This window comes from Mesobacillus sp. S13 (assembly GCF_020422885.1).
In the GTDB taxonomy this organism is placed as follows: Bacteria; Bacillota; Bacilli; order Bacillales; family Cytobacillaceae; genus Mesobacillus; species Mesobacillus selenatarsenatis_A.
In genome coordinates this window covers 2,946,546-2,970,879 of sequence record NZ_CP084622.1, presented here as the reverse complement: position 1 = coordinate 2,970,879, position 24,334 = coordinate 2,946,546, and the positions used below count along the sequence as shown (strand labels likewise).

The window sequence follows — 24,334 nt, the reverse complement described above, 5'->3', positions numbered from 1 at the left end:
TTATTTTTTTGCCATTATTTTCAAAGCTCTCAATATAATTTACCAAGGAGGTGTCCGGACTTTGGTATATAAAGTGCTTTTCTTTAGTGATTTTGGAATAGATGACAATATCGCTGTTTTATATGCTTTTTTTAACAAGGAAATAGATTTGGTCGGTGTCGTTGCCGATTATGGCAATGTATCAAAGAAAGATGCACTGCGTAATGCCGCTTATTTGCAGAAGCTGACCGGAAGAAGTGATGTTCCGGTTTTTACTGGTGCCGAATTGCCATTGACAGGAATACCCCCTGAATATGTTCCTGATGTCCATGGGATTGAAGGGCTAGGACCGATTATCCCTGATATTGAGGTGGATTACTCTCTAGAAAATTTCCACGGCATTCAGGATATCATCGAAAAAAACCCCGGTGAAATCATCATAGTGAATGTGGGCAGACTGTCATCGCTCGCGGCAGCTTTCATTCTCTACCCTGAAACTATGAAAATGGTTAAGGATTTTTACGTTATGGGTGGAGCGTTCAATGAGCCGGGAAATGTGACGCCGGTCTCAGAAGCGAATTTCTATGGAGATCCCTATGCTGCCAATATCGTCCTGACACAATCAAAACCACCTGTGAAAATCATTCCGTTAGATGTGACGAGCGGGGCAATCGTGACCCCTGCCTTGATTGATGAGCTTGATGAATACTACCATTCCATTGACAGTGAAGTAGGGAAGCTAGTCAAGCCCATGTTCGATTATTACTTCAAGTTCTATAAAGAGAGGAATCCTGAATTGACTGGTGCTCCTCTCCATGATGTACTGACACTCTGGGCGTTAGTGCATGAAGAGCATGTTGTTTACCTCGATATTCCTGTCAAAATTGTTGTGAACAAAGGAGAGGCATTTGGCCAGAGTATCGGGGATTTTAGGAAATCGATTGACAAAGCAGATTATCCTGTCCATAAGGTAGCTGTTAACTTTAATTATGCAGAGTTCATTAAGAATTTTTACACCACGATGAAAAATTCACAATCCCACAATGGCACAGGGTAAATGATGCAATTTCACACTTTTTTCATACCTTTTTCTTTCTTCTCTCAAATGCCTCTGATAAAATTGTCTATGGACATTATTCGAGAGATGCAGGTGATGGGTTTGAAAAAGGTTTATACCATTCTCATGCTTGCTGCAGTTATGATTTTTGCTGCTGCATGTGGGAATAGCGGATTAAAGGATGCCAAGAACTATCCGATTGAGGATTTTACTTTCACCAATCAAGATGGTGAGTCAGTAAGCAAACCGGATTTAAAAGACAAGGTCTGGGTTGCCAGTTTTATTTTTACGAACTGTGCAGATGTGTGCCCGCCAATGACAGCCAATATGGCAAAGCTCCAGGATATGATGAAAGAAGAAGGGCTTAAGGATGTCGAGATCATTTCCTTCAGTGTGGATCCTGATGTCGATACTCCTGAGGCACTTAAGGAATATGGAAAGAAGTTCAATGTGGATTTCAAGAACTGGTCATTCCTAACGGGTTATACCCAAGAGGAAATAGAGAAATTTGCGCTTGAAAATTTCAAGACTTTAGTCAAGAAGCCTGAAACAGGGGACCAGGTCATCCACGGAACTGATTTTTATCTTGTAGACCAGAACGGGGATATGAGGAAATATTATACTGGGCTTAAGGACGTTCCTTTTGAACAAATAATTGAAGATATCGAAGCACTTCAATAGACCGCATTATGTGGTCTTTTTTTTGTCCTGGAATAAGCCTATTCAGGTTGAACAGATTATAATATACGCTTGGAAATGGGAAAAGCGAATCGGAAAATAAGCCCCATTAAGGCATTAAATGATATAATGATAATACTTTTTAAAGGTAGGTGATGAATATTGTTGAAGAAATTCACCTTACTTTATGTAGCGCTGGCCATGATCTTATCTTCCTGCAGCCAGTTTGAAAGTTTGCAAAAAGGGAACTTCAATAAGGTAAAAGAAACGGGAGTGGAATTAAAGGAAGCTTTGCCAACATCATTCTTTCCAAGGGATTTGCATATTGTGGCTGCTGGGGACTCTCTTACACAGGGGGTAGGGGATAGTACCAACACAGGAGGTTATATCCCATATCTTACTGAACAGCTTGAAAATGAAAAGGCAATAAAAAATGCGAATTTCGAAAATTTTGGTGTAAGAGGGAACCGGACCGACCAGCTTCTTAAAAGGCTCAATAACAAAAATGTCCAATCCTCTATCAAGGAGGCCGATCTGATCATCTTAACGATCGGCGGAAATGACTTGATGAAGGTGGTTAAGCAGAATTTCTCCAGTCTTAATCTTAATCTTTTTCATGCAGAACAAAAGTTGTTCGCAAAACAGCTTCAGGAAATTTTCTTATCAATCCGAAGCCATAATCAAGAAGCGCCAATAGTTTTAGTCGGACTGTATAACCCATTTTATAGCTGGTTTGCGGATGTAGAAGAAATGAATCAAATAGTGGATGAATGGAACAGCCAAAGCCTCTCAATAGTAACGCAGGACGGGAATGCGCACTTTGTCGACATTCATGATATTTTCTTGAACAATGAAGAAAACCTGTTATATACTGATTATTTTCATCCAAATGACCGGGGTTATCAATTAATTGCTGATCGGATCTATGAAACGCTGGATGAGCAGGTCATTGATTCAATATCGAACTGATGCAATAAGTCATGGAAGAGGAGCTACAAAGAGTAATGAAAAAAAACAAATGGAAAATCGGCTTTTTTATTTTATTGGGTATCATAGCTGCAGTGTTCATCGCAGTCTGGGTCCTAATCGCTTCACCAGTTGAGGAAACAAAAATAGAACCTGTTCCGAATCAATCTGATGGAGATGATGTTGCTTTTAATGTCTCGACAAACAAACGGGATTTAAATCGGGTCATCAATCACTACCTGGAAGAAGAAGCAAAGAACAGCCAGATTAATTATCAAGTTCTGTTGACAGATGAAGTGGAGTTATATGGAACGCTGCCTCTCTTCAGTCAGGAGTTGGAGTTAAGGCTAACCTTCGAACCTCAAGCATTGAAAAATGGAGATTTGATCTTAAAGCAGAGGTCCATTTCGGTAGGAAGACTGAACCTTCCTGTATCAACGGTTCTTAAATTTGTCCGCGACAGCTATGATTTGCCGGCTGCCGTGAACATCCAGCCAAAGGAAGAAAGAGTGTATGTGTCAATGCAAAGGCTTAAGTTGAAAAGTAACATAAAAGTCCGTGTAAATGAATTTGATTTGAAAAAAGATAACGTTAAATTTACGCTGCTTGTTCCAGCAGATTAAGAAGGCACTTATATGGGTGCCTTCTTTTTGATTTTTTTCGGATGGAACATTGATGTGGAAGCTAGGATAACTTTCCTTGCAAAGAAATGAGGTTTCATAAAAAAAAACAGGCCGGTCGCCCGGCCGCCTTAACCTTGCAATATTAGTACTTCAATTGGAGGTTCCCCTTTTGCAGTACCTACCGCAACGATCGTATAGGCATTATTTGGTTCCAATTTCACATCGGGGATTGTCACTACTGTATTTTTGGTACCGGCAACTTTCGCCTCAAGTGTAACAGTCATAGGGGTCAAAGCGAGATAAGTAGTGGCTTGTTTATAGGACACATTCGGGAAAATAACATCACCATTTTTCCCGGCAATATCTACAGCTGGTGCATCTGGAGAAAGGTGGATAAATCTAGCTTTCGTTTCTCCTACAGGAGTCTGTGGGCTGTCTTCGAAAATCAGCAGCCTAAGGTTATTGACAGGGCCGGCAATTGCCGCTGTGTATATCCTTCCTGGTTCGACCACTATCTTTTTGCTGATCACCGTAGATACACTATCACCTGCTGGGTATATATCAACCTGATATTTCCCTGGCTGAAGCTGCATATGGCTGCTGTTGGATTTATAGCTGAAGTCGCGGAGCACCCTGTTTCCATTTACATAAATATCAACTTTCTCTACTCCTGGAGAACCATGCAAGAAGCGAACCATGGCTGGAGTCAATGGAATTTCCGGAACTGCAGGGGATCGCATTAACTGGACAGCCTTATTTAAATTCCGTAAGTGTTTGTGGTAATACATGACATGTAAGCTTGGATTAAGGTATTTATAATAATTGGCCAATAAATCATAAATGGCTGCTTTATGAAGGTAATCATTCTGGTTCCTAGTGGTCATACCCCTCACTCCTAAAATTAATGAATACTCAAATGTAAAGTATGCAAATTGGGCGCAAGAGGTGCAAATAGGCAGCGGATAGTTAAAATAAGACTTTACTTGAGGAATGTTTTACCATATACTATAAATAATTAAAAGAGAGGCAGGTGGAGTGAAATGAGCAAAATGTTAAATGTTTTGATGATGACTGTTGCTTTTTGCACGGCCCCTGACCTGAGCGGATCAATAGACGACTAGTCTTTTTCTTCATGCTTATGAACCACGGGCTGTGTATGCCTGTGGTTTTTTTATATTATAAAAAAGCATGATGGAGGAATAAGAATTGAATAATCTTGAAAATATCGGAATGAGTGCTGAAGTGAACAGCCTTTTTAATGAAAGTTATCCAGATGGACTGAAGCTTGGCAGGGTAGCATTAGAGCATAAGCATAGTTATAGGGTATGGCTCGAAGAAGGAGAATATCTATGTACATTAGCTGGCAAATTGACATTTGAAGCAAATGGCCGTGAAGATTTGCCGGCAGTTGGCGACTGGGTTGCCGTTCAAGCTTCCCCCGGGGAGATGCGCGGTACCATAAAAGGAATCATTCCCCGAAAAAGCAAGTTTTCCAGAAAGGCTGCCGGCCAAGTTACCGAGGAGCAAATAGTCGCAGCAAATGTTGATACGGTCTTCATCGTTAACTCACTTAATGATGATTTGAATCTAAGACGAATTGAGCGATACCTGCTGCTTGCCTGGGAAAGCGGTTCAAACCCTGTCATCGTTTTAAGCAAAGCGGATCTAGTGAAAGATCTACAAGCGAAGCTGGATCAAGTTTCCTCAGTGGCTATCGGTGTACCTGTAATAGCCGTAAGCGTTCTTGAGGAAAAAGGCATTGAGGAACTTCATGCCTACCTGGCACCAGGTAAGACAATAGCATTGATTGGTTCGTCAGGTGTCGGCAAGTCAAGCCTTGTCAACTACTTCACAGGATTTGAAAAACAGCTTGTCCAGGAAATCAGGGAAAATGACGATAAAGGCAAGCATACTACCACCCATCGGGAAATGGTCCTGCTGCCTGGTGGGGCGATCTTAATTGATACACCAGGAATGAGGGAAATACAGCTATGGACAAGTGAAGATGGGATCACCGAGAGTTTTGCAGATATCAAGGAGTATGCTGATGCCTGCAAATTTCGTGATTGCAGCCATAAAAACGAACCCGGCTGCGCAGTTGTGGCAGCAATCCAGGAGGGACTGCTCGAAGAAAGTAGGCTTGTCAGCTATAAAAAGCTCCAAAAAGAGTTGGCCTTTATTGACCGTAAATTGGATAAAAAGGCACAAGCCGATGAAAAAAAACATTGGAAAAACATCAGTAAAGAAGCTCGCCATAATTCCATGCACAAGCGAAGATAATGTAAAAACCTCTTCTACGGAAGGGGTTTTTTTGAGAGATAAGTACGCAAATGTATAATTTACTTTGCAGACTGTCTAGCTCCAGCGCCTAGCCAGTTTGCATCCCTGACTTAACTTCCTCGAGTATCTTGCGAGAAGCTTTAGCTCTGAGCAGCACGAGTCGCTTTTCTTATTTGAGCACTCTGAATGTGTTTTTTGCTTTAAAAGTTATACAATAGGGAATAAGTATTTGAGTAGACAGTTACATTGATTTATCAAAAGCTTAAAAGATGAGGTGTCACTATGGAAAATAGTAATTACCAGCTTGCTACATTTGCCGGAGGCTGTTTCTGGTGCATGGTAAAGCCGTTCGATGAGCAGCCGGGGATTATCAGCGTTGTGTCCGGCTATACTGGAGGCACAACGGAGAATCCTACATATGAGCAGGTTTGCAGCGAGACAACTGGGCACTATGAAGCGGTACAAATCACATACAATCCGGAAATATTCCCTTATAAGGACCTGCTGCAGTTATACTGGCAGCAAATCGATCCGACAGATCCAGGAGGTCAGTTTTACGACAGGGGACAGTCCTATCAGACAGCGATTTTTTATCATAGTGAAGAACAAAGACAGTTAGCGGAAGAATCAAAAATGAAGCTTGCGGAAAGCGGTGTATTCACGAAACCTATTGTCACGCAGATTCTGCCGGCCAAAACGTTTTATCCAGCAGAGACATACCACCAGGCTTATTATAAGAAGAACCCTGAGAGGTATAATGCATTCCAAGTAGGATCGGGACGTTCAGCATTTATCAGGAATCATTGGGGGGAAAAGAAATGACAAAAAATAATCCAGAGGAGTTAAAGAAGAGACTGACTCCTATGCAATATGAGGTTACGCAAAATAATGGAACCGAACCGCCATTCAGAAATGAATATTGGAATGACTTAAGAGAAGGAATTTATGTCGATATCGTCTCCGGCAAGGCTTTGTTCAGCTCCCGGGACAAATATGATGCCGGATGCGGCTGGCCAAGTTTCACGAAGCCAATCTTGGATGAAGAAATAATTGAAAAGCAAGACCGGAGCCATTTCATGGTCCGGACTGAAGTGCGGAGCAAGACGGCGGATTCTCATTTGGGTCATGTGTTTGATGATGGGCCTGGAGAAAATGGACTGCGATATTGCATTAATTCGGCCGCATTGAGGTTTGTTCCGAAAGAAAAAATGGAAGAGGAAGGTTATGGAGAGTATCTCAAGCTGTTCCATGATTAATCAAAGCTCAATGTTTGAAAGGAATGATACTGATGTTTAAAAAGCTATTCGGAAAAAAAGAAGAGCCGGTTAAAACAATCCAATTGGTAGCACCTATGACAGGTAAAGCCATAAGTTTAACTGCAGTACCAGATCCTGTTTTTTCGGAAAAAATGATGGGGGATGGAGTAGCGATCGAACCGTCAGAGGGAGTGGTCGTGTCCCCGGTGGAAGGTGAAATACTTCAGGTTTTCCCTACGAAGCATGCTGTCGGGATCAGGGCGAAAAACGGAGCAGAGCTATTGATCCATATCGGTCTGGAGACTGTTTCCCTAAAGGGAGAAGGTTTTGAAACGCATGTAGCACAGGGCGATAAAGTCAAGGCAGGAGATAAACTGGTAACCTTTGATCTCTCTGTGATCAGTGAAAAGGCGAAAAGTACTGTGACACCAGTGATTATAACCAACACAGATCAGGCTGCCTCCTTGAAGGTTTTAACAAAAGGAAATGTAGATAAGGGAACGACACCGATTTTGGAAGTGACCTTTGAATAGGGATCAGGTTTGTTTAAACGGACCAGGTATGAACAAAAACAGCCGCTGATCAGCGGCTGTTTTCATGAACAGACTTTTTGCCATTTGCAGAGGTCATACCCCCTGAGAGGATGAATTTCATTGCATCCTCAGGCTTTACATCAATGATTTCCACCTCGGTTTTGGGGATGAGGAAGGTGAACCCTGCTACTTGGAACGTCTGGGGTACATAGACGGCAACATGCTCGGATAATGGCTCATGGAATGATTTCAGGTTTTCTGTCGTTATGAAACCGAGACTTTTCATATTGGTACCGGGTATTGTTACTAGAGCGACCTTGGAGAATGATTTTTTCTCGCCAAGGAATGAATGGACCGTGTCCTTTATAACAGAGTAAACCGTTTTTACGAAAGGTGTTTTTTCCAGCAATTTATCAATCAGTTTAATGATACTTCCAGTAATGAAACGGGTGGACAACCATCCTAGAATAGTAATAAGGATCAGGGTTGTCAGGAGGCCAATGCCTGGAATATACCGTTCTTGTAAATAGGGCTTCAGGACATTGCCTAGAAGGCTGTCTAAGAACATGAATGTTTTATAAATGACATAGATAACGAGAATGATCGGGACAATTGTCAAAATCCCATTAATAAAATTCTTCAATACACTTTTCATGTTGAACTCCTTATTTTAAACATATGGAAGTATCATACACTTTTTAAATGTAACTTTCTATGATTATTTTTGTTCATCTTTCGCAACGATAATTGAGGATATCTGGATGACTGACTTTTCACTTGTATTGTTTGATGAAGTTTTGTCCAATGTTTCAAATCGGACTGTGTGCCGTCCTTTATCAAGCCCGCTTGCGATATATAGATATCTTTCCCGAGTGAAGGGCCACCATGTCGAAAGCGTCGTGACATATTCTCCGTCGATCAACACCTTCAGCATTCCTCCCTCCTGGCTTCGAATCGCCTTAACTCCAAGAATAGGGCCTTGGAACTCGTATTCTAGGTAATCTCCAGCTCTCCTGCTGATATTCATTCCATTATCAAAGACGAATCCCTGGCTGCGAGATAAATTCTTTTTTTCGTACAGAGTAAAGGATTGGTCCATGGTTAAAGGTTTTGGAAGACTGGCAGTCTCGGTATCTGAATTGATATTACTCTTAATCAGTTCAAGTATTGAAGCCGCGTATAACTGATATCCTTTCCCATTAGGATGGACCGTATCTGTGGTGAGCTGCTCAGTAAGCATCCCTGACTGTTTAAAAGGAATCCGCATGTCTAGTGGCTTTGCTCCATAATGCACCGACACTCTATTTATCGCATCAGCAAATTCCTCCTGTTTTAAAGGACTTTCGATGATTGTGATGACTTCAGAGCCAGGATAGCGCTCCTTGGCATTTCGGATCAATTTTTCATAAAAAAAAGTAAACTGTTCAGAGTCCATGTATTTGCGATCATTTTCGCCAAAAACAATAAAGATGAGATCTATGTCCCGGAAATACGGGGCCTTCTCCAGTTTGTAAATTCCTTCGAACGCGGTTGCCCCGCTCTGGACGATCATATTCCTTCTTGCCCGGGATCCGCTGAAATCTCTGAGAAGGACCTCGAATTGGCTATACCAGCGTAAGTCCTTATCTTCTGCACCAGCACCCCGGCCAATGCTGTCTCCGATTATTAAATAATGAATCTTCGAACCAGCTTCAATTTTTTCATATACCGTTAAATTCTTTGAAAAGTAATGTTCGGACTGTATCGCTAAAAAGATCATAACTGCGGCGGTGAGGAGAATTATACTGGACATTTTTTTTGCGCTTGATGTCATTCTTGTTGGTATCCCTCCGAAAAATATCTATATCACTATTTTAACTGCTAATTACCAACTTTGTAATATTTTTTCCTGTTTTTTGACTTTAACATAAATCCTCGGAGATTTTGAAGAACCCATAAATTTTAAAAAATGGGCTAATGCACAAACGGGTCAAGTACCCATATCATACCGTAAAGGGAAAGCAATTCAAAAACAAACGAGGAGTGGTTTTTAATGTACGGATATGATAATGCCCCTATGCCTGTAACTTCACCAATGGCAACAGCACCAACTTATGGAACTTTCTGCGGCGGAGGTTATCCTTATGCAGGAGTAGCAGGTGCTGGTTACGGATACGGCGGTTTCGCTTTAATCGTTGTATTGTTCATCTTGTTGATCATCATTGGTGCATGCTGCAGCTATAACTGGTAAAAACAATGTACTGAGATAAATAAGAGGCTGCCTGCCAGGCAGTCTCTTATATTGTTCTGATAAAACACGAACATTATTTATATATACCCTTAATAAAGTTCGTGATTATTGTTGACTCCTTCGCCTTTGTTTGTTATATTTACCAATGGTTAAGCAAAAAACTGATTGGCGGGGGATGCAGAATGAATACAAACTATGATGTGATTGTCGTTGGAGCAGGTCCGGCAGGTATATTTACTTGTTATGAATTATCGTTGAAGATGCCTGAGGCAAAGGTTTTGCTGGTTGATAAAGGCCACGATATTTATCGGAGGAATTGCCCGATACTACAGAAGAAAATTGAGAAATGTCCGCCGCCAGCCGGGAAGAAGGATTTTGCCGGTTGCCTTCCAGCATGTTCGATTACGAATGGGTTTGGCGGTGCCGGTGCCTATTCAGATGGAAAGTTCAATATAACAAGTGAATTCGGCGGATGGATGACGGATTACCTTCCTGATTCAAAAGTCGTCGAGCTTATTAAATACGTAGATGAAATTAACCTTAAGCATGGAGCTACAGAAAGCATCACCGACCCGATGACAGATAAGGTCAGGGAAATTGAAAGAAGAGGCTATGCCGCAGGATTGAAGCTGCTACGAGCACAGGTGCGTCATCTTGGTACTGAACAGAATCTTGAGATTTTAAAAAATATTTTTGAATACTTAAAAGATAAAGTTGATATGGCGTTCAAGACGGAGATCGAGGATTTGATTACCGAGAAAACTGCTGATGGCCATATAGTCAAAGGTGTTGAGCTTAAGAACGGTGAGAAAATCCTTGCTGAGAAAGTGGTCGTTGCCCCTGGCCGTGACGGCTCCAAATGGCTGACACAGCTTTTGAAAAAAAGAAGGCTTACGATGATGAACAACCAGGTCGACATTGGCGTCCGTGTGGAAACGTCCAATGTTGTTATGGAGGAAATAAATGAGCATTTATATGAAGGGAAATTCATCTTCAATACTTCCGTAGGGACTAGTGTAAGAACGTTCTGCAGCAATCCTTCTGGACATGTCGTTGTCGAAAATCATTCTGGAATCATGCTTGCAAATGGCCATGCTTACAAAGATCCTAAACTTGGAAGCAGCAATACCAACTTTGCCTTGCTTGTATCGCATACTTTTTCTGAGCCATTCGATAAGCCGAATGAATATGCACATGAGATTTCCAGACTGGCAAACAGCCTTTCCAACGGCGGCCTGATTGTCCAGAAATACGGTGATATTTTAAAGGGGCGCAGGTCAACGGAGAAGAGGATCAAAGAAGGATTTTTAGAGCCGACATTAAAGGAAGCTGTTCCAGGTGATCTGGGACTTGTCCTTCCATATAACACACTGAAGAGCTTGATCGAGATGACAGAAGCACTTAACCAGGTCACTCCAGGGCTTGCTTCAGAACATACCTTGTTCTATGGAGTCGAGGCAAAATTCTATTCTGCAAGACCGAAGTTGAATGACAAATTTGAAACCGAAATTGGCGGCCTGTATGTCGGAGGGGACGGAGCCGGCATCACAAGAGGTCTGGCACAGGCAAGCGCATGCGGTGTCTGGATTGCCACCGACATCATCGAAAAGTCAAAGGTTGGCCGAAAAGCTGAGCCTGCATTCGTTTAAAGGTACTTACACACTCTCTTTTCTCTGATAAAATAATTGATATATCTAGAAAAGGCGGGGAGATAATGTTTGCACCTAAATTAGTGCCAGGGGACGAAATAAGAGTGATTGCGCCTTCGACCAGCATGGTCATATTGAAGGGGGCCCAGGTTGATTTGTCTGTTGAGAGGTTGACCAAGCTGGGTTTCAATGTGACATTTGGGAAGAATGCGGAGGCACACGACGAGTTCTTCAGCTCTTCCATTGCTGAAAGGATCGAGGACTTGCATGATGCTTTTGCCGATCCAAATGTAAAAGGAATCTTAACGGCAATTGGCGGATATAATTCCAATCAGCTGCTAAAGTATATAGACTTTGACCTGATTGCTGCTAATCCTAAAATTCTATGTGGATACAGTGACATTACCGCGCTTCAGCTGGCGATCTATCAAAAAACAGGTCTCGTAACCTACTCAGGTCCACATTTTTCAAGCTTCGGCGTGAAGCATGGACTTGAATATACGATGGAATCGTTTTTGCAGGCAGTCACGAATGATGCTCCTTATGAAGTCGTTCCATCTGCAACATGGTCCGACGATGCCTGGTATCTTGACCAGGAAAATCGGACATTCCATGAACAAAACGGCTTTCTAATCCTCCAGGAAGGAGAAGCCGAGGGAAAACTGATTGGCGGAAACCTTTGTACGATGAACCTGCTTCAGGGAACAGAGTTTATGCCTTCACTGAAAGATAGCATCCTGTTCATTGAGGATGACGAAGAAAGCCATTCAAGGAGCTTCGACAGGGATCTGCAGTCGCTGCTGCATCTGCCGGATGCTGACTCGATAAAAGCGCTATTGATTGGCCGCTTCCAAAAAAACTCCAATATTACAGAAGAGGCACTAAGGAAGATTATTTCCAGTAAGGAAGAGCTGCGCAACATACCCATCATCGCAAACGTCAACTTTGGCCATGTCCAGCCATTTGCGACATTGCCAATCGGAGCAACCGCAACTGTAAAAGCAGCAGCTGGCCAAACCGAGATCTTTATTGAACAAAAAGAATAGTTCTTTCACTTTTTAAGGCACCTTTTATGGGTGTCTTTTTTTTGCTCGAAATATTTCGGACAAAACAGCTTTTAGAAAAGCAGATTAGTCTGAAGTAGGTGCAGGTTCGGACAAACAGCGGTTGGAAGAACAGAATTTATCCGAAGTCATCCCAGGTTCAGACAAAACAGCTGAAGGAAGAGCAAAAATTTTCCGAAGTCACCCAGGTTCGGACAAAACAGCCAGCGGAAGAGTAGATTTTGTCTGAAGTCACCCCGGGTTCGGACAAAACAGCTGAAGGAAGAGCAGAAATTGTCCGAAGTCAACGCAGGTTCGGACAAAACAGCTGGTGGAAGAGTAGATTTTGTCTGAAGTCACCCCAGGTTCAGACAAAACAGCCTGCGGAAGAGTAGATTTTGTCCGAAGTCATCCCAGGTTCGGACAAAACAGCTGAAGGAAGAGCAGAAATTGTCCGAAGTCACCCCAGGTTCAGACAAAACAGCCAGCGGAAGAGTAGATTTTGTCTGAAGTCATCCCAGGTTCGGACAAAACAGCCGGTGAAAGTGCGGAAATTGTCCGAAGTCACCCCAGGTTCAGACAAAACAGCCGGTGAAAGAGCAGAAATTGTCTGAAGTCATCCCAGGTTCAGACAAAACAGCCAGCGGAAGAGCAGAAATTGTCCGAAGTCATCCCAGGTTCGGACAAAACAGCCGTTGGAAGAGTAGATTTTGTCCGAAGTCACCCCAGGTTCAGACAAAACAGCCAGCGGAAGAGCAGAAATTGTCCGAAGTGTAGGCATTCCGAAACTACGAAGAGTTGTCAAATCCATCCCTATCAATAACCTCAGGCAAGTACCACTTATTTTTTACATCTTCAAGAAAGATTCCCCTATTCATTTCATACACTTTACAGAATGTCCATTTAATTTTAATTGCGGTGAATGGAGTGAATTTATGAAGCCGTCCTACTTGATAAAACCTGCCTTGGATGAAAGCTATCCAGAGATTGACTATGGAAAGGGTGTCTTTCTTTTTGACAAAGAAGGCCAAAAATATCTAGATGCTGCATCCGGGGCTGTCACGGCAAATATTGGACACGGGGTTCCTGAAATTATCCTGGCCATGCATGAACAGTCGAAAAAGGTGTCATTTGTCTATCGCTCCCAATTCACTAGTGAGGCAGCCGAAAAACTTGCGGAAAAACTAGCCGATGCTCTGCCAGGGGATTTAAATTGGAGTTTCTTCGTAAATAGTGGTTCAGAGGCTACAGAAACCGCGCTGAAGATTGCGATTCAGTACTGGCAAGAGAAGGGGATCAAGTCAAAAACAAAAATTTTATCACGATGGATCAGCTACCATGGAATCACGCTTGGTGCCCTATCGATGTCAGGTCATCCAGGGAGAAGAGCAAGGTTCGTTCCATTGCTTGAGGAATTTCCGTCCATTTCACCTCCATATTGTTACCGATGTCCATATCAAAGCTCAGCACCTGAGTGTGGCTTTTTATGTGCGCTGGAGCTTGAGGGAGCGATCAAGCGGATTGGTTCTGAACATATCGCCGGATTTATTGCAGAACCGGTGATCGGTGCTGCTGGAGGCGCAATAACTCCCCCAAAGGGCTACTACGAAACGATTAAAAAGATTTGTGACGAAAACAATATATTATTCATCGCGGATGAGGTGATGACAGGGTTTGGCCGAACAGGACCGATGCTCGCATCTGAACACTGGAACATCATCCCCGATATTGTCGCCCTTGGAAAAGGAATGGGAGCAGGATACGCTCCGATTGCAGCAACGGTTGTCAGTGATCATGTGATGGAGCCTATTGAGAATGGCTCTAAATCGATTATGAGCGGCCATACGCTTAGCGCGAATCCACAATCATGCGCAGCCGCACTGGCGGTATTGGAATACCTTGAGAACAATCAAATTCTTAATGAAGTCGAATCAAAGTCTATTTACCTGAAAAACAAGCTCGATAAGTTGAAGAATCAGTTTGAGTTTATCGGTGATGTCCGGGGAAAGGGCTTGCTTCTCGGTCTTGAATTTGTCAGATTGGCAGGTGCAAAAATCCCGTTTGAACGAAGCATCAAATTAACAGAGCTAGTTGTAAAAACAGGAAGAGAAAAAGGGATTCTGCTCTATCCAGCAGGTGCCGGCCTGGATGGCCTGTCAGGGGACGCAGTCATTATCTCTCCGCCGCTGACGATCACCAGGCGAGAGATTGATGAATTGATAGCTCTGCTGAAGGCAACATTCCTTGAAGTATATAGAATACTGGGATTTCCTTGTGAAAATGGAGATGAGAAATAGATGGAAAATCCATTTGGAAAGATAGCCACACTTGAACAAGCAATGGAGCATTTTTATGACGGGATGACCTTGATGTTTGGCGGGTTTGGCGGAGTAGGATCTCCTCCTGACCTGATAGACGGCATTCTCGAAAAAGAAATAAAAGACCTTGTGCTGATTGGGAATGATACGGGTTTTCCTGAAATCGGAATTGGGAAAATTGTCAGCCGCGGCAAGGCAAAGAAAGTCGTCGCCTCGCATATCGGCTCTAATCCAGTTGCAGGTGAACTGATGACCAAGGGGGAGCTGGAGGTAGAGTTTTCGCCACAGGGAACCCTTACAGAACGAATCCGTGCTGGAGGAATGGGTCTCGGCGCCATTTTGACAGATGTAGGCGTTGAACATGAGTTTGTTTCTAAAGGAAAAAAAAGAATGACCTTGAACGGCAAAGACTATTTGATCGAAACAGCTTTAACTGCCGAAGTTTCAATCGTTTATGCCAAAAAAGCAGACCCATACGGAAATCTTGTTTTTGATAAAAGTTCCAGGAATACGAACCCACTTGTAGCGATGGCGGGGAATTTCACCATTGCAGAGGCAGAGGAAATTGTCCCCCTGGGCAGCCTGGATCCTGAAGAAATCGTTACACCTGGAGTATTTGTAGATATGGTAATTCCTTCTGGAGGGGTGAATTGGAGATGGGCATGGGAGTAGATGTCAGAAATAGAATGGCCAGACGAGCTGCCGAAGAAATCTCTCCGGGCATGGTTGTCAATCTAGGCATAGGAATTCCCTCACTGGTCCCAAACCACCTTCCCAAGAATACGAGAGTCATGTTCCATGCTGAGAACGGAATTATTGGGATGGGGGAGTCGCCTGAAAAAGGTTTTGAGGATGAAAACCTATGCAATGCTGGCGGCTTCCCTGTTACTGTCGTGGCGGGTTCCTCTTATTGTGATAGCGCTGTTGCCTTTGGAATGATTCGCAGGGGCAGAGTGGATCTTACGATTCTAGGATCCTTGCAGGTTAGCCAAAAAGGGGACCTGGCAAACTGGATTGTCCCCGGCAAGAAGGTTCCAGGTATGGGAGGAGCAATGGAGCTGGCACAGAAGGCCCAGAAAGTTGCCGTATTGATGAACCATACCGATAAAAACGGGGTTTCTAAAATTGTCCCATCCTGTACCTTGCCTTTAACGGCAGCTGAATGTGTCGACATGGTGATTACCGACCTCGCAGTTTTTAAAATAATGGATGGATCTTTGATTTTGTCTGAACTTTTTGCGCCACATACAATACCTGAAGTTACCTCTAAGACCGCATGCGAATTTACAGTCGCAGCTGAGGTCCGGATTATCGAATATTAAAAGGGGCTGATATCGTGCAAACTCCTGAGCAAAAGGTGAGGAATTACATTAAAGAGAGCAGAATCAGAGGGACGCGGCTTTTACAGAAGTTAGTCCAGGAACCTAGTACAAGAGGGGATGAAAGCGGAGCGCAGGCAGTCATTATAGAAAAATGCCGCGAGCTTGGACTTGAAATGGATATATGGGAAATCGGGGATAACACACTTACTGTCCACCCAGCGTTTTGTTCTGATCGAAAAGACTTCGATGGAAATCCAAATGCTATCGGGATTATGAGGGGGACAGGCGGAGGGAAGTCGATGATCCTCAATGGACATATTGATGTTGTTCCCGCTGGTGACCCAAAAGATTGGGATAAAGACCCGTTCAGCGGGCATATCGAATGCGGCAAGTTGTTTGGCAGAGGCTCGACAGATATGAAGGGCGGCACAACTTCACTGCTCATGGCGATGGAGGCAATTAAGAATTCAGGAATAAAGTTAAAGGGCGATGTTATTTTTCAGAGTGTGATTGAAGAAGAAAGCGGTGGTGCCGGTACCCTTGCCACGGTCCTGAAAGGTTATAAAGCGGATGCAGCCATCATCCCTGAACCGACCAATATGAAACTGTTTCCAAAACAGCAGGGATCGATGTGGTTCAGAATCTCTGTAAAAGGAAAAGGGGCACATGGCGGGACAAGGTATGAAGGGGTCAACGCGATTGAAAAATCCATGCTGGTGATAGATAGACTGAGAAGCTTGGAGACTCAGAGGAATGAGAGAATCACAGACCCGTTTTTTGAGAGCATCCCAATCCCAATTCCTATCAATATAGGGAAAATCCATGCAGGAGATTGGCCATCTTCTGTACCAGATTTAGCTGTCATTGAGGGCAGGATGGGGGTCGCCCCAAATGAAACACAGGAAGAGGCAAAGTATGAAATGTTGGAAGCCATTGCGGAAGTCTGTAATGAAGATCCGTGGTTGAGAGATCATTCACCTGAGCTTGAATGGTTCGGTGCTAGCTGGCTGCCAGGCGACCTGGATCCCGAACATGAACTGATCCATGTCCTTTCAGATAGCTTTAAGGAAGTTAAAGAAAAGACTCCATTAATCGAGGCGTCTCCATGGGCTACTGACGGAGGAATTCTTTCGAAGGTTGGCGGAGTGCCTGTAGTGGTCTTTGGACCGGGAGTAACGGAAACAGCACACCAGGCGAATGAGTATATCAAGCTAGAAGATGTTTTTGAAGCTGCTGAAATCATAGCCCTTGCATTACTTAAGTGGTGTGAGGTCAGCGATTAGAGAAAAAGGGGGAATCAAGCAATGGGATATATAAAGATTAACACAGCGATACCGGGTCCGAAGGCACAGGCATTGTTAGCGCGAAAAGAAAAAAGTGTTCCTCTTGGACCATTCAACACAATCAAGTCGTTTGCGGAAAAAGGGGAAGGTGCATTGTTGACTGACGTCGATGGAAATACCTTCATCGATTTTGCCGGGGCCATTGGAACGCTGAATGTTGGACACTGTCCGCCTGAGGTTGTGGATGCACTGCATGAACAGATTGACCGCTACCTTCACCCTTGCTTTCATGTGATGATGTATGAACCATATATTGAACTGTCAGAATTGCTGAATGAGATCACCCCAGGAACTCATGATAAAAAAACCTTCTTTCTAAGCAGCGGAGCAGAAGCAGTTGAGAATGCGATCAAGATCGCGAGGAAATATTCAGGACGAAAAGGAATCATTTCTTTTGAAAGAGGATTTCATGGCAGGACCTATATGGCCATGTCCCTGACTAGTAAAGTGAAACCATACAAATACCAGTTCGGGCCATTCGCTCCGGAAACTTATAAATGGCCATATCCGGTGTATTCCCAGGAGAAAGAGATGAAACCTGAAGAACTGGACGCCTATATGCTGAAAAAGTTTGAGACCTTTTTCCTTAGTGAGGTTCCTGCTACCGAAATTGCGGCTGTCATAATGGAACCAATTCAAGGGGAAGGTGGATTTAATATTCCGTCCAAGGCGTTTGTCCAGGGAGTGAAAAAAATCTGTGAACAATATGGAATTCTCTTTATCGCAGATGAAATTCAAACTGGCTTTGGCAGGACGGGAAAGATGTTTGCGATGGAGCACTACGACGTTGTACCAGACTTGATGACCATGTCAAAATCAATAGCTGCCGGACTTCCGATCAGTGCGGTCACAGGAAGGGCCGAGATTATGGATTCTGCAGGCGTTGGCGAAATTGGCGGCACCTTTGGAGGAAGTCCTCTCGGTTGTGTAGCGGCCGTAAAAGTCGTTAAAATGATAGAAGAACAAAATCTTCTTGATAGAGCAAACTTGTTTGGTGAAAAATTTCATGCTAGGTTCGGCAAGCTGACAGACCGCTTCCCGGAGATTGGCGATATCCGTTCAATTGGAGCAATGTGTGCAATTGAATGTTTCGATAAGAATGATCAACCTAACGGACAATTGGTCCGCGAAATACTCGCTAAAGCACATCAGCGAGGCTTGATCTTGATGAGCGCAGGTCTTTACGGTAATGTAATCAGGCTTTTGGCTCCTCTCGTCATAACAGATGATCAGATTGAGGAAGGATTCGATGTGCTGGAAGCAGTCATAAATGAATGCTGCGAGCGATAGGAGGGATATGCAATGAAACAGAACTTATGGATAAATGGAGAGAGCGTTGAAACGGAAACATATCGTCCGCTTTTTAATCCATTCAATGGAGAAAAAATTGCTGATGTTGCCGAAGCAGGCAATAAAGATGTCACAAAAGCAATTGATTCAGCGGCAGGAGCAGCAAGAGTGATGGCGGAAATGGATGCCCACAAGCGTTCTGATATCCTGCGTAGAGTGGCTGAATTCATCCAGGAAGACAGGGAGGAATGTGCCCGGCTGATTGCGGAGGAATCCTCCAAACCCTTGAAGATAGCTCGAGGAGAAGTTGACCGTACGATCATGACCTATACTTTTGCTTCAGAAGAGGCTAGGAGGATTCATGGTGAAACAATCCCAATGGATGCGGCACCTGGAGGCGAGGGAAGAGTCGCTTATACAGTCAGGGAACCGCTGGGTGTGATTGCTGCGATCACTCCTTTCAACTTTCCGATGAATCTCGTGGCCCATAAGGTCGGCCCGGCTATTGCTGCCGGTAATACGGTCGCCCTTAAGCCAGCCAGCCAGACACCGTTATCGGCATACAAAATAGCTTCCTATTTTCATAGGGCAGGATTGCCTGCAGGTGCTCTGAATGTAGTCACTGGAAGTGGGAAGAGTGTTGGCGATGTACTGATTTCAGATGATCGGGTAAAAATGGTCACATTCACAGGTAGCCCTGAAGTGGGAAAGCATATCCGCGAAAATGCAGGCCTCAAAAGGGTAACTCTTGAACTAGGTTCGAATTCCGCATTGATTGTCGACGAAGGAACTGATTTTAACAAGGTTATGCCAAGAATCGTTACGGGAGCATTCTCAAATCAAGGCCAGGTCTGCATATCCATTCAGAGAATTTTTGTGCATGAAAGCATTGCTGATAAATTTGTTTCAACATTTGTAGAAGAAACTGGTAAGCTGAAGGTAGGAAATCCGCTGGATGAACAAACAGATTTAGCTGCGATGATCAGTGCTAATGATGTGGCCAGGGCAAAAACGTGGGTTCAGGACGCTGTGGAAAATGGAGCGGAGCTGGTATATGGCGGAGAAAGCGATAAGCAAATCCTGAAGCCGACCGTGCTGCTCAATGCACAGCTCACTGACAAAATTTCCTGTGAGGAAGTTTTCGCGCCAGTTGTCCATATCAACACTTTCATAGAATTCGATGATGCGCTCGCTCAGGTCAATGACTCCCAATTTGGCCTTCAGGCAGGGGTCTATACAAAAGATCTTCAAAAAGCTTTCAAAGCAGCAAAAATCCTTCATGTTGGCGGTGTAATGATCAATGATATCCCGACATTCCGGGTGGATCACATGCCATATGGAGGTGTCAAATTGAGCGGGAACGGCAGAGAAGGGATTAAATATGCTTTAGAAGAGATGACAGAACTGAAGCTCGTATCCATTAAACTAGATTGACCGTCAGCCTGGCCCAAAGCCAGGCTTTTCATACATTTTGGGAATTGGGGGAATGAACATGCATTTAGGAAAAACCTTGAGCTTTTCTGATAAGAATTATAATGTGACTGTTTACCTGGATCAACAGAATAAGCGGGTCAGGGTGGAAGATTATTTAGGCAGTTTACCACATGTTTTGGATCATGCGGAGAAGCTTGTGGAGAGCGAAAAAGCAGACAAATTGATTATCAAGGGAAGGAAAGAGCATTTTACGCAGCTGCTTGAACGGGGCTTCAGTTTTGAGGCAGGTATTGACGGATTTTTCCTCGGCAATGACTGTGTGTTCTTTTCGAAGTTCTATAGCGATGAAAGAAGGACTTCACTGCATTGGGTACAGGAAGATGGAATCATCAAGAGTGTGTACCATCTGGCGGAACCGGCGCAGAACATCACACCTCCAAATGATTACATCCTGAAAAAAATGGACGAAACAGACGCTCAGGGCCTGTCTGTTTTATATAGCAAGGTTTTTCAAATCTATCCGACACCATTGAATGACCCGGAGTATATTGTCAAAACGATGAAAGAAGGGAGTATTTATTTTGGCTTTGTAAATGACGGCCAGATTGTCAGCGCGGCATCAGCGGATGTGAACTCTTTTTATAAAAATGCTGAAATGACAGATTGCGCAACCTTAAAAGAACATAGAAAGCACGGTTTAATGAAGGTGCTGCTGGCACGTCTTGAAGATGAACTGATTGAAAATGGCATTTATTGCGCTTACTCCATCGCCAGGGCTTTATCCTTTGGCATGAATGCAGCACTGTATCAATTGGGCTATGCGTATCGCGGCAGGCTGGTGAACAACGTGTATATCTATGATAAAATTGAAAACATGAACGTTTGGGTAAAAGATTTGGCAAAAACGCCAAATTTTGGGCAGTGATAAGACAGTTTTTCGGCACTCTGTCATATACTCAATATGGGAGTGTGATGAGATGAATTCAGTATCCAATGTGACGGAAGAAATCTTAAGCGCAATATTGAAATGCATTGACGAGGCAATCCACGTCGTGAATACAGCTGGGATCACCATTTTTTATAATGAGGTGGCAGCAAGGCATGATGGACTTGAAATCAGCGAAGTGATTGGAAAGCCGCTGCTTAGTGTGTTTCCTTCACTGAATAATCAATCCAGCACCCTTTTGAAAGTAATTGAAACGAAGAAACCGATTTTTAATGAAACCCAGTCCTTTGTCAATTTGCATGGACGGAAGATTGACACTGTCAATACAACCTTGCCAATTTTTGTTCAGGGAGATTTAATCGGTGCAGTGGAAATTGCAAAGGATTACTCCCAGATTAAGCAGCTTTCTGAACGTCTGGTCGAAATCCAAAAAAAGCTTAAGCCTCGCAACGGGAAAGCGGTCAAACTGCAAGCGGGTTATACATTCAGTGACATGCTTACAAAAAATAAGCATTTTATGACGATAAAGAAAAAGGCCGAGAAACTGGCAATGTCTGATTCACCGATTCTTGTATATGGAGAAAGCGGTACTGGAAAGGAGCTTTTCGTCCAATCCATCCATAACGCCTCCAATAGGGCAAATGGACCTTTCATCGCGCAGAACTGTGCGGCTATACCGGAAAACCTGCTTGAAAGCATCCTGTTTGGCACCTCTAAGGGGAGCTATACTGGGGCGGTGGACAGGCCGGGTCTTTTCGAGCTGGCAAACGGTGGAACACTCTTCCTAGACGAGCTGAATTCAATGCCATTCGACCTGCAGGCCAAGCTCCTTCGTGTCTTAGAGGATGGGGCTGTCAGAAGAATCGGCAGTACAAATGTCATCTCCGTCAACGTCAGGGTGATCTCCGCGATGAATGTATACCCTGTTCAGGCTATGGAAGAGAACCAGTTGAGAACGGATTTGTTTTACCGCCTGAATGTCTTGACATTCGAACTTACGCCTTTAAGGCAAAGGAAAGAGGACATCCTCTATTTATCCGATATCTTCATCAGCCAATATAACAACCAGCTGAGTAAGCATATCTCTGGACTGGATGGCCATGTGAAGGCCATTTTTCTCAACCACCAATGGCCAGGCAATGTAAGGGAGCTGAAACATACAATTGAATACATGATGAATGTATGTGAAGGCACGATGCTGACTGGACAAGACCTGCCAATGATGCTGAAAAACATCGTCCCAGGTCCCCCTGATGAAAAATCACGAAACTCTTTTATTTTAAGGGACCACCTTAAAGAGTTGGAAATCTCGTTAATCAAGGACGCGCTTGATGCATCGGGCGGCAATATCCAAAAAGCAGCCAGCCTCCTGGATATTCCTAGGCAAACACTCCAATATAAAATCAAAAAATTAAATATAACTACCTAATCTGCCGAAATTTCAGCAGGTTATTTTTTTTATACTGACTTATTTTCCCCAGCTATCGTATGAACTCCCAGCTGATGCTGGTTTTAATGTATTCAGAATAATCCGTCACTTTTGGCACGGAACTTGCAATATAAATAACTATAAAAATAGCTGGGGGGAATTGGGATGAAACAGACTTTATATAAGCCTTCAAGACACTGGAAGGATATTGAGCTTTGGAAGGATGTTACGGAGGAGCAATGGAATGATTGGCTATGGCAACTTACCAATACAATCAGGACACTGGACGATTTAAAGAAGGTGATTAATCTTACGCCTGAAGAAGAAGAGGGTGTCAGGATCTCGACGAAAACCATTCCGTTGAATATCACACCCTACTATGCTTCATTAATGAATCCGGATGATCCGCGCTGCCCGATCAGAATGCAGTCAGTCCCCATCTCAAAGGAAATTCACAAAACAAAATATGATCTTGAAGATCCGCTTCATGAAGACGAGGATTCGCCAGTACCTGGCTTAACTCATAGATATCCTGACAGGGTGCTTTTCCTTGTGACCAACCAATGCTCGATGTATTGCCGCTATTGTACTCGGAGAAGGTTTTCCGGCCAAATCGGCATGGGGGTTGCCAAGAAGCAGCTTGATGCTGCAATCAATTACATCAGGGAGACCCCTGAAGTCCGCGATGTATTGATTTCAGGCGGGGATGGTCTCCTCATCAACGATAATATACTCGAATATATTTTAAAAAACCTGAGAGAAATCGACCATGTTGAAATTATCAGAATTGGAACGAGGGCACCGGTTGTTTTCCCGCAGCGAATTACAGAGAATCTTTGTTCCATCCTTAAAAAATACCACCCAATCTGGCTGAATACACATTTCAACACATCAATCGAAATTACGGAAGACTCGAAACGGGCCTGTGAAATGCTTGCAAACTCGGGTGTACCAGTCGGAAACCAGTCTGTCATACTGGCAGGAATCAATGACAGTGTCCCGATCATGAAAAAGCTTATGCATGACCTCGTAAAAATCCGTGTCCGCCCATATTATATTTACCAATGTGATTTGTCAGAGGGCATAGGTCATTTCCGTGCTCCAGTTACAAAGGGACTTGAGATTATTGAAGGTTTAAGAGGACATACATCGGGCTACGCTGTCCCAACTTTCGTAGTCGACGCTCCTGGCGGTGGCGGAAAAATCTCCTTGCAGCCGAATTACTTGATTTCCCAAAGTCCGGAAAAAGTCGTTCTCCGCAATTTTGAAGGTGTGATCACCTCTTACCCTGAGCCGGAAAATTATGTTCCAGGAAAAGCGGAGGGCTACTTCAAACAAGTGTACCCAGATTATGAGAAGAAAAAATCGAACACCGGAATCGCAGCGATTATGAACGACAGTGAATTTAACCTGATTCCAGAAGGTCTTGGAAGGCTTGACCGCAGGGAAAAGTATGAGGAAGATCCTGCGCATGCATCTCTGAAGGATAAGCGTGAAAAACGTGATGAGCTTAAGGAAAAGAAATTTATGGCGCAACAGAACAAGACGACAGCTGAAGCAGCTGATGGGCAGGGAGCTATTCCTACGACAAAGGGGGTTGACTGATGTCAAAATGCGAGTGGTGCAGCAGTGAAAATACCAAAGCTGTAAGTGACAAAGTCTATTGGGAACTTCCGGACGGCACGAAAGCAATTCAGATTAATGAAACCCCTGCCATCCATTGTCTCGATTGCGATATGACATACCAGACCGAATTGATCACGAAGGAAATCGAAGACCAATTGTTTTTAATCGATACAAAAAAACTCGGTAAAGTGGTCACCTTTGAAGAATTGATGGCACAGCCGAGGTTGTTGAAGCGTAATTACTTTGACTTTTCATCCTGATATCCTGGTGTGATAAAAATTACCAGCTGCTGCGTGTTGTTCACAAAAATTTCATACTTCCTTTTTCTCCAT

The 24,334-nt window shown here is 43.6% G+C and carries 24 protein-coding genes; 21 read left to right on the top strand and 3 right to left on the bottom strand.

All coding sequences use genetic code 11. The features are described 5' to 3' along the window. Positions 1-61 precede the first annotated feature (61 nt). From LGO15_RS15200 to LGO15_RS15185, 4 genes are all read left to right on the top strand, one after another. Positions 62-1,036 carry a nucleoside hydrolase gene (locus LGO15_RS15200; RefSeq protein ID WP_167834444.1) on the top strand — a complete coding sequence of 325 codons (975 nt, stop codon included), beginning with the start codon at positions 62-64 and terminating at the stop codon, positions 1,034-1,036. Between the two features lie 96 nt (positions 1,037-1,132). Further along, positions 1,133-1,717 (top strand): SCO family protein, encoded by a 585-nt coding sequence (locus LGO15_RS15195; protein WP_167834445.1) that lies wholly within the window; start codon positions 1,133-1,135, stop codon positions 1,715-1,717. A 159-nt stretch (positions 1,718-1,876) separates the two neighbouring features. Further along, complete coding sequence (locus tag LGO15_RS15190) at positions 1,877-2,683, top strand: SGNH/GDSL hydrolase family protein (RefSeq protein ID WP_167834446.1); 807 nt, start codon at positions 1,877-1,879, stop codon at positions 2,681-2,683. Positions 2,684-2,718: 35 nt separating this feature from the next. Further along, entirely contained in the window at positions 2,719-3,303 is a 585-nt protein-coding gene (locus LGO15_RS15185; protein ID WP_226085201.1) for a YpmS family protein, read from the top strand. A gap of 128 nt (positions 3,304-3,431) precedes the next feature. Here LGO15_RS15185 and LGO15_RS15180 read toward each other — a convergent pair whose 3' ends face one another. Continuing rightward, entirely contained in the window at positions 3,432-4,187 is a 756-nt protein-coding gene (locus LGO15_RS15180) for a DUF4397 domain-containing protein (RefSeq protein ID WP_167834448.1), read from the bottom strand. A 346-nt stretch (positions 4,188-4,533) separates the two neighbouring features. Between LGO15_RS15180 and rsgA the strand changes: the two genes are divergently transcribed. The 4 genes from rsgA (at position 4,534) to LGO15_RS15160 (ending at position 7,372) form a co-directional block, all read left to right on the top strand. Further along, positions 4,534-5,583: a ribosome small subunit-dependent GTPase A gene (rsgA, locus tag LGO15_RS15175; protein ID WP_167834457.1), complete on the top strand. Its 1,050-nt coding sequence runs from the start codon at positions 4,534-4,536 to the stop codon at positions 5,581-5,583. A 282-nt stretch (positions 5,584-5,865) separates the two neighbouring features. Then, positions 5,866-6,405: a peptide-methionine (S)-S-oxide reductase MsrA gene (gene msrA, locus LGO15_RS15170; protein WP_226085200.1), complete on the top strand. Its 540-nt coding sequence runs from the start codon at positions 5,866-5,868 to the stop codon at positions 6,403-6,405. Then, positions 6,402-6,839, top strand: a complete 438-nt coding sequence (msrB, locus tag LGO15_RS15165) for a peptide-methionine (R)-S-oxide reductase MsrB (protein ID WP_167834450.1) — start codon at positions 6,402-6,404, stop codon at positions 6,837-6,839. The genes msrA and msrB overlap by 4 nt, the downstream gene beginning before the upstream one ends. Positions 6,840-6,871: 32 nt before the next feature. Then, entirely contained in the window at positions 6,872-7,372 is a 501-nt protein-coding gene (locus LGO15_RS15160) for a PTS sugar transporter subunit IIA (RefSeq protein ID WP_167834451.1), read from the top strand. A gap of 49 nt (positions 7,373-7,421) precedes the next feature. Here the strand turns inward: LGO15_RS15160 and LGO15_RS15155 are convergent, their stop codons facing one another. Together LGO15_RS15155 and LGO15_RS15150 are read right to left on the bottom strand one after the other, a co-directional pair. After that, positions 7,422-8,027, bottom strand: a complete 606-nt coding sequence (locus tag LGO15_RS15155; protein ID WP_167834452.1) for a DUF502 domain-containing protein — start codon at positions 8,025-8,027, stop codon at positions 7,422-7,424. Positions 8,028-8,090: 63 nt separating this feature from the next. Then, the gene (locus tag LGO15_RS15150) at positions 8,091-9,164 is read right to left on the bottom strand and encodes an SGNH/GDSL hydrolase family protein (RefSeq protein WP_226085199.1); all 1,074 of its coding nucleotides are present in this window, start codon (positions 9,162-9,164) and stop codon (positions 8,091-8,093) included. Between the two features lie 282 nt (positions 9,165-9,446). Here LGO15_RS15150 and LGO15_RS15145 point away from each other — a divergent pair, with 282 nt between their 5' ends. The 13 genes from LGO15_RS15145 (at position 9,447) to LGO15_RS15085 (ending at position 24,262) form a co-directional block, all read left to right on the top strand. Continuing rightward, a complete protein-coding gene (locus LGO15_RS15145) occupies positions 9,447-9,602 on the top strand; it encodes a YjcZ family sporulation protein (RefSeq protein ID WP_167834458.1) in 156 nt (51 codons plus the stop codon). A gap of 182 nt (positions 9,603-9,784) precedes the next feature. Beyond that, a complete protein-coding gene (locus LGO15_RS15140) occupies positions 9,785-11,251 on the top strand; it encodes an NAD(P)/FAD-dependent oxidoreductase (RefSeq protein WP_226085198.1) in 1,467 nt (488 codons plus the stop codon). A 65-nt stretch (positions 11,252-11,316) separates the two neighbouring features. Next, entirely contained in the window at positions 11,317-12,297 is a 981-nt protein-coding gene (locus tag LGO15_RS15135) for a S66 family peptidase (protein WP_226085197.1), read from the top strand. Positions 12,298-13,229: 932 nt separating this feature from the next. Next, the gene (locus LGO15_RS15130) at positions 13,230-14,591 is read left to right on the top strand and encodes an aspartate aminotransferase family protein (protein ID WP_167833730.1); all 1,362 of its coding nucleotides are present in this window, start codon (positions 13,230-13,232) and stop codon (positions 14,589-14,591) included. Then, positions 14,592-15,284, top strand: coding sequence for a CoA transferase subunit A (locus tag LGO15_RS15125; RefSeq protein WP_167833729.1), 693 nt, complete (start codon positions 14,592-14,594; stop codon positions 15,282-15,284). Next, the gene (locus tag LGO15_RS15120; RefSeq protein ID WP_167833740.1) at positions 15,269-15,934 is read left to right on the top strand and encodes a 3-oxoacid CoA-transferase subunit B; all 666 of its coding nucleotides are present in this window, start codon (positions 15,269-15,271) and stop codon (positions 15,932-15,934) included. The genes LGO15_RS15125 and LGO15_RS15120 overlap by 16 nt, the downstream gene beginning before the upstream one ends. A gap of 14 nt (positions 15,935-15,948) precedes the next feature. After that, positions 15,949-17,217 carry a peptidase gene (locus LGO15_RS15115; protein ID WP_167833728.1) on the top strand — a complete coding sequence of 423 codons (1,269 nt, stop codon included), beginning with the start codon at positions 15,949-15,951 and terminating at the stop codon, positions 17,215-17,217. 21 nt (positions 17,218-17,238) lie between these two features. Then, complete coding sequence (gene gabT / locus LGO15_RS15110) at positions 17,239-18,567, top strand: 4-aminobutyrate--2-oxoglutarate transaminase (RefSeq protein WP_167833727.1); 1,329 nt, start codon at positions 17,239-17,241, stop codon at positions 18,565-18,567. A 12-nt stretch (positions 18,568-18,579) separates the two neighbouring features. After that, positions 18,580-20,001: an aldehyde dehydrogenase family protein gene (locus LGO15_RS15105; protein ID WP_167833726.1), complete on the top strand. Its 1,422-nt coding sequence runs from the start codon at positions 18,580-18,582 to the stop codon at positions 19,999-20,001. A 58-nt stretch (positions 20,002-20,059) separates the two neighbouring features. Further along, the gene (gene ablB, locus LGO15_RS15100) at positions 20,060-20,926 is read left to right on the top strand and encodes a putative beta-lysine N-acetyltransferase (protein WP_226085196.1); all 867 of its coding nucleotides are present in this window, start codon (positions 20,060-20,062) and stop codon (positions 20,924-20,926) included. 52 nt (positions 20,927-20,978) lie between these two features. After that, positions 20,979-22,376, top strand: a complete 1,398-nt coding sequence (locus tag LGO15_RS15095; protein WP_167833724.1) for a sigma-54 interaction domain-containing protein — start codon at positions 20,979-20,981, stop codon at positions 22,374-22,376. A gap of 165 nt (positions 22,377-22,541) precedes the next feature. After that, positions 22,542-23,981, top strand: a complete 1,440-nt coding sequence (ablA, locus tag LGO15_RS15090; protein ID WP_167833723.1) for a lysine 2,3-aminomutase — start codon at positions 22,542-22,544, stop codon at positions 23,979-23,981. Further along, positions 23,981-24,262 carry a YokU family protein gene (locus LGO15_RS15085; protein ID WP_209438034.1) on the top strand — a complete coding sequence of 94 codons (282 nt, stop codon included), beginning with the start codon at positions 23,981-23,983 and terminating at the stop codon, positions 24,260-24,262. Before ablA ends, LGO15_RS15085 begins: the two co-directional genes overlap by 1 nt. The last annotated feature ends 72 nt before the right edge of the window (positions 24,263-24,334 follow it).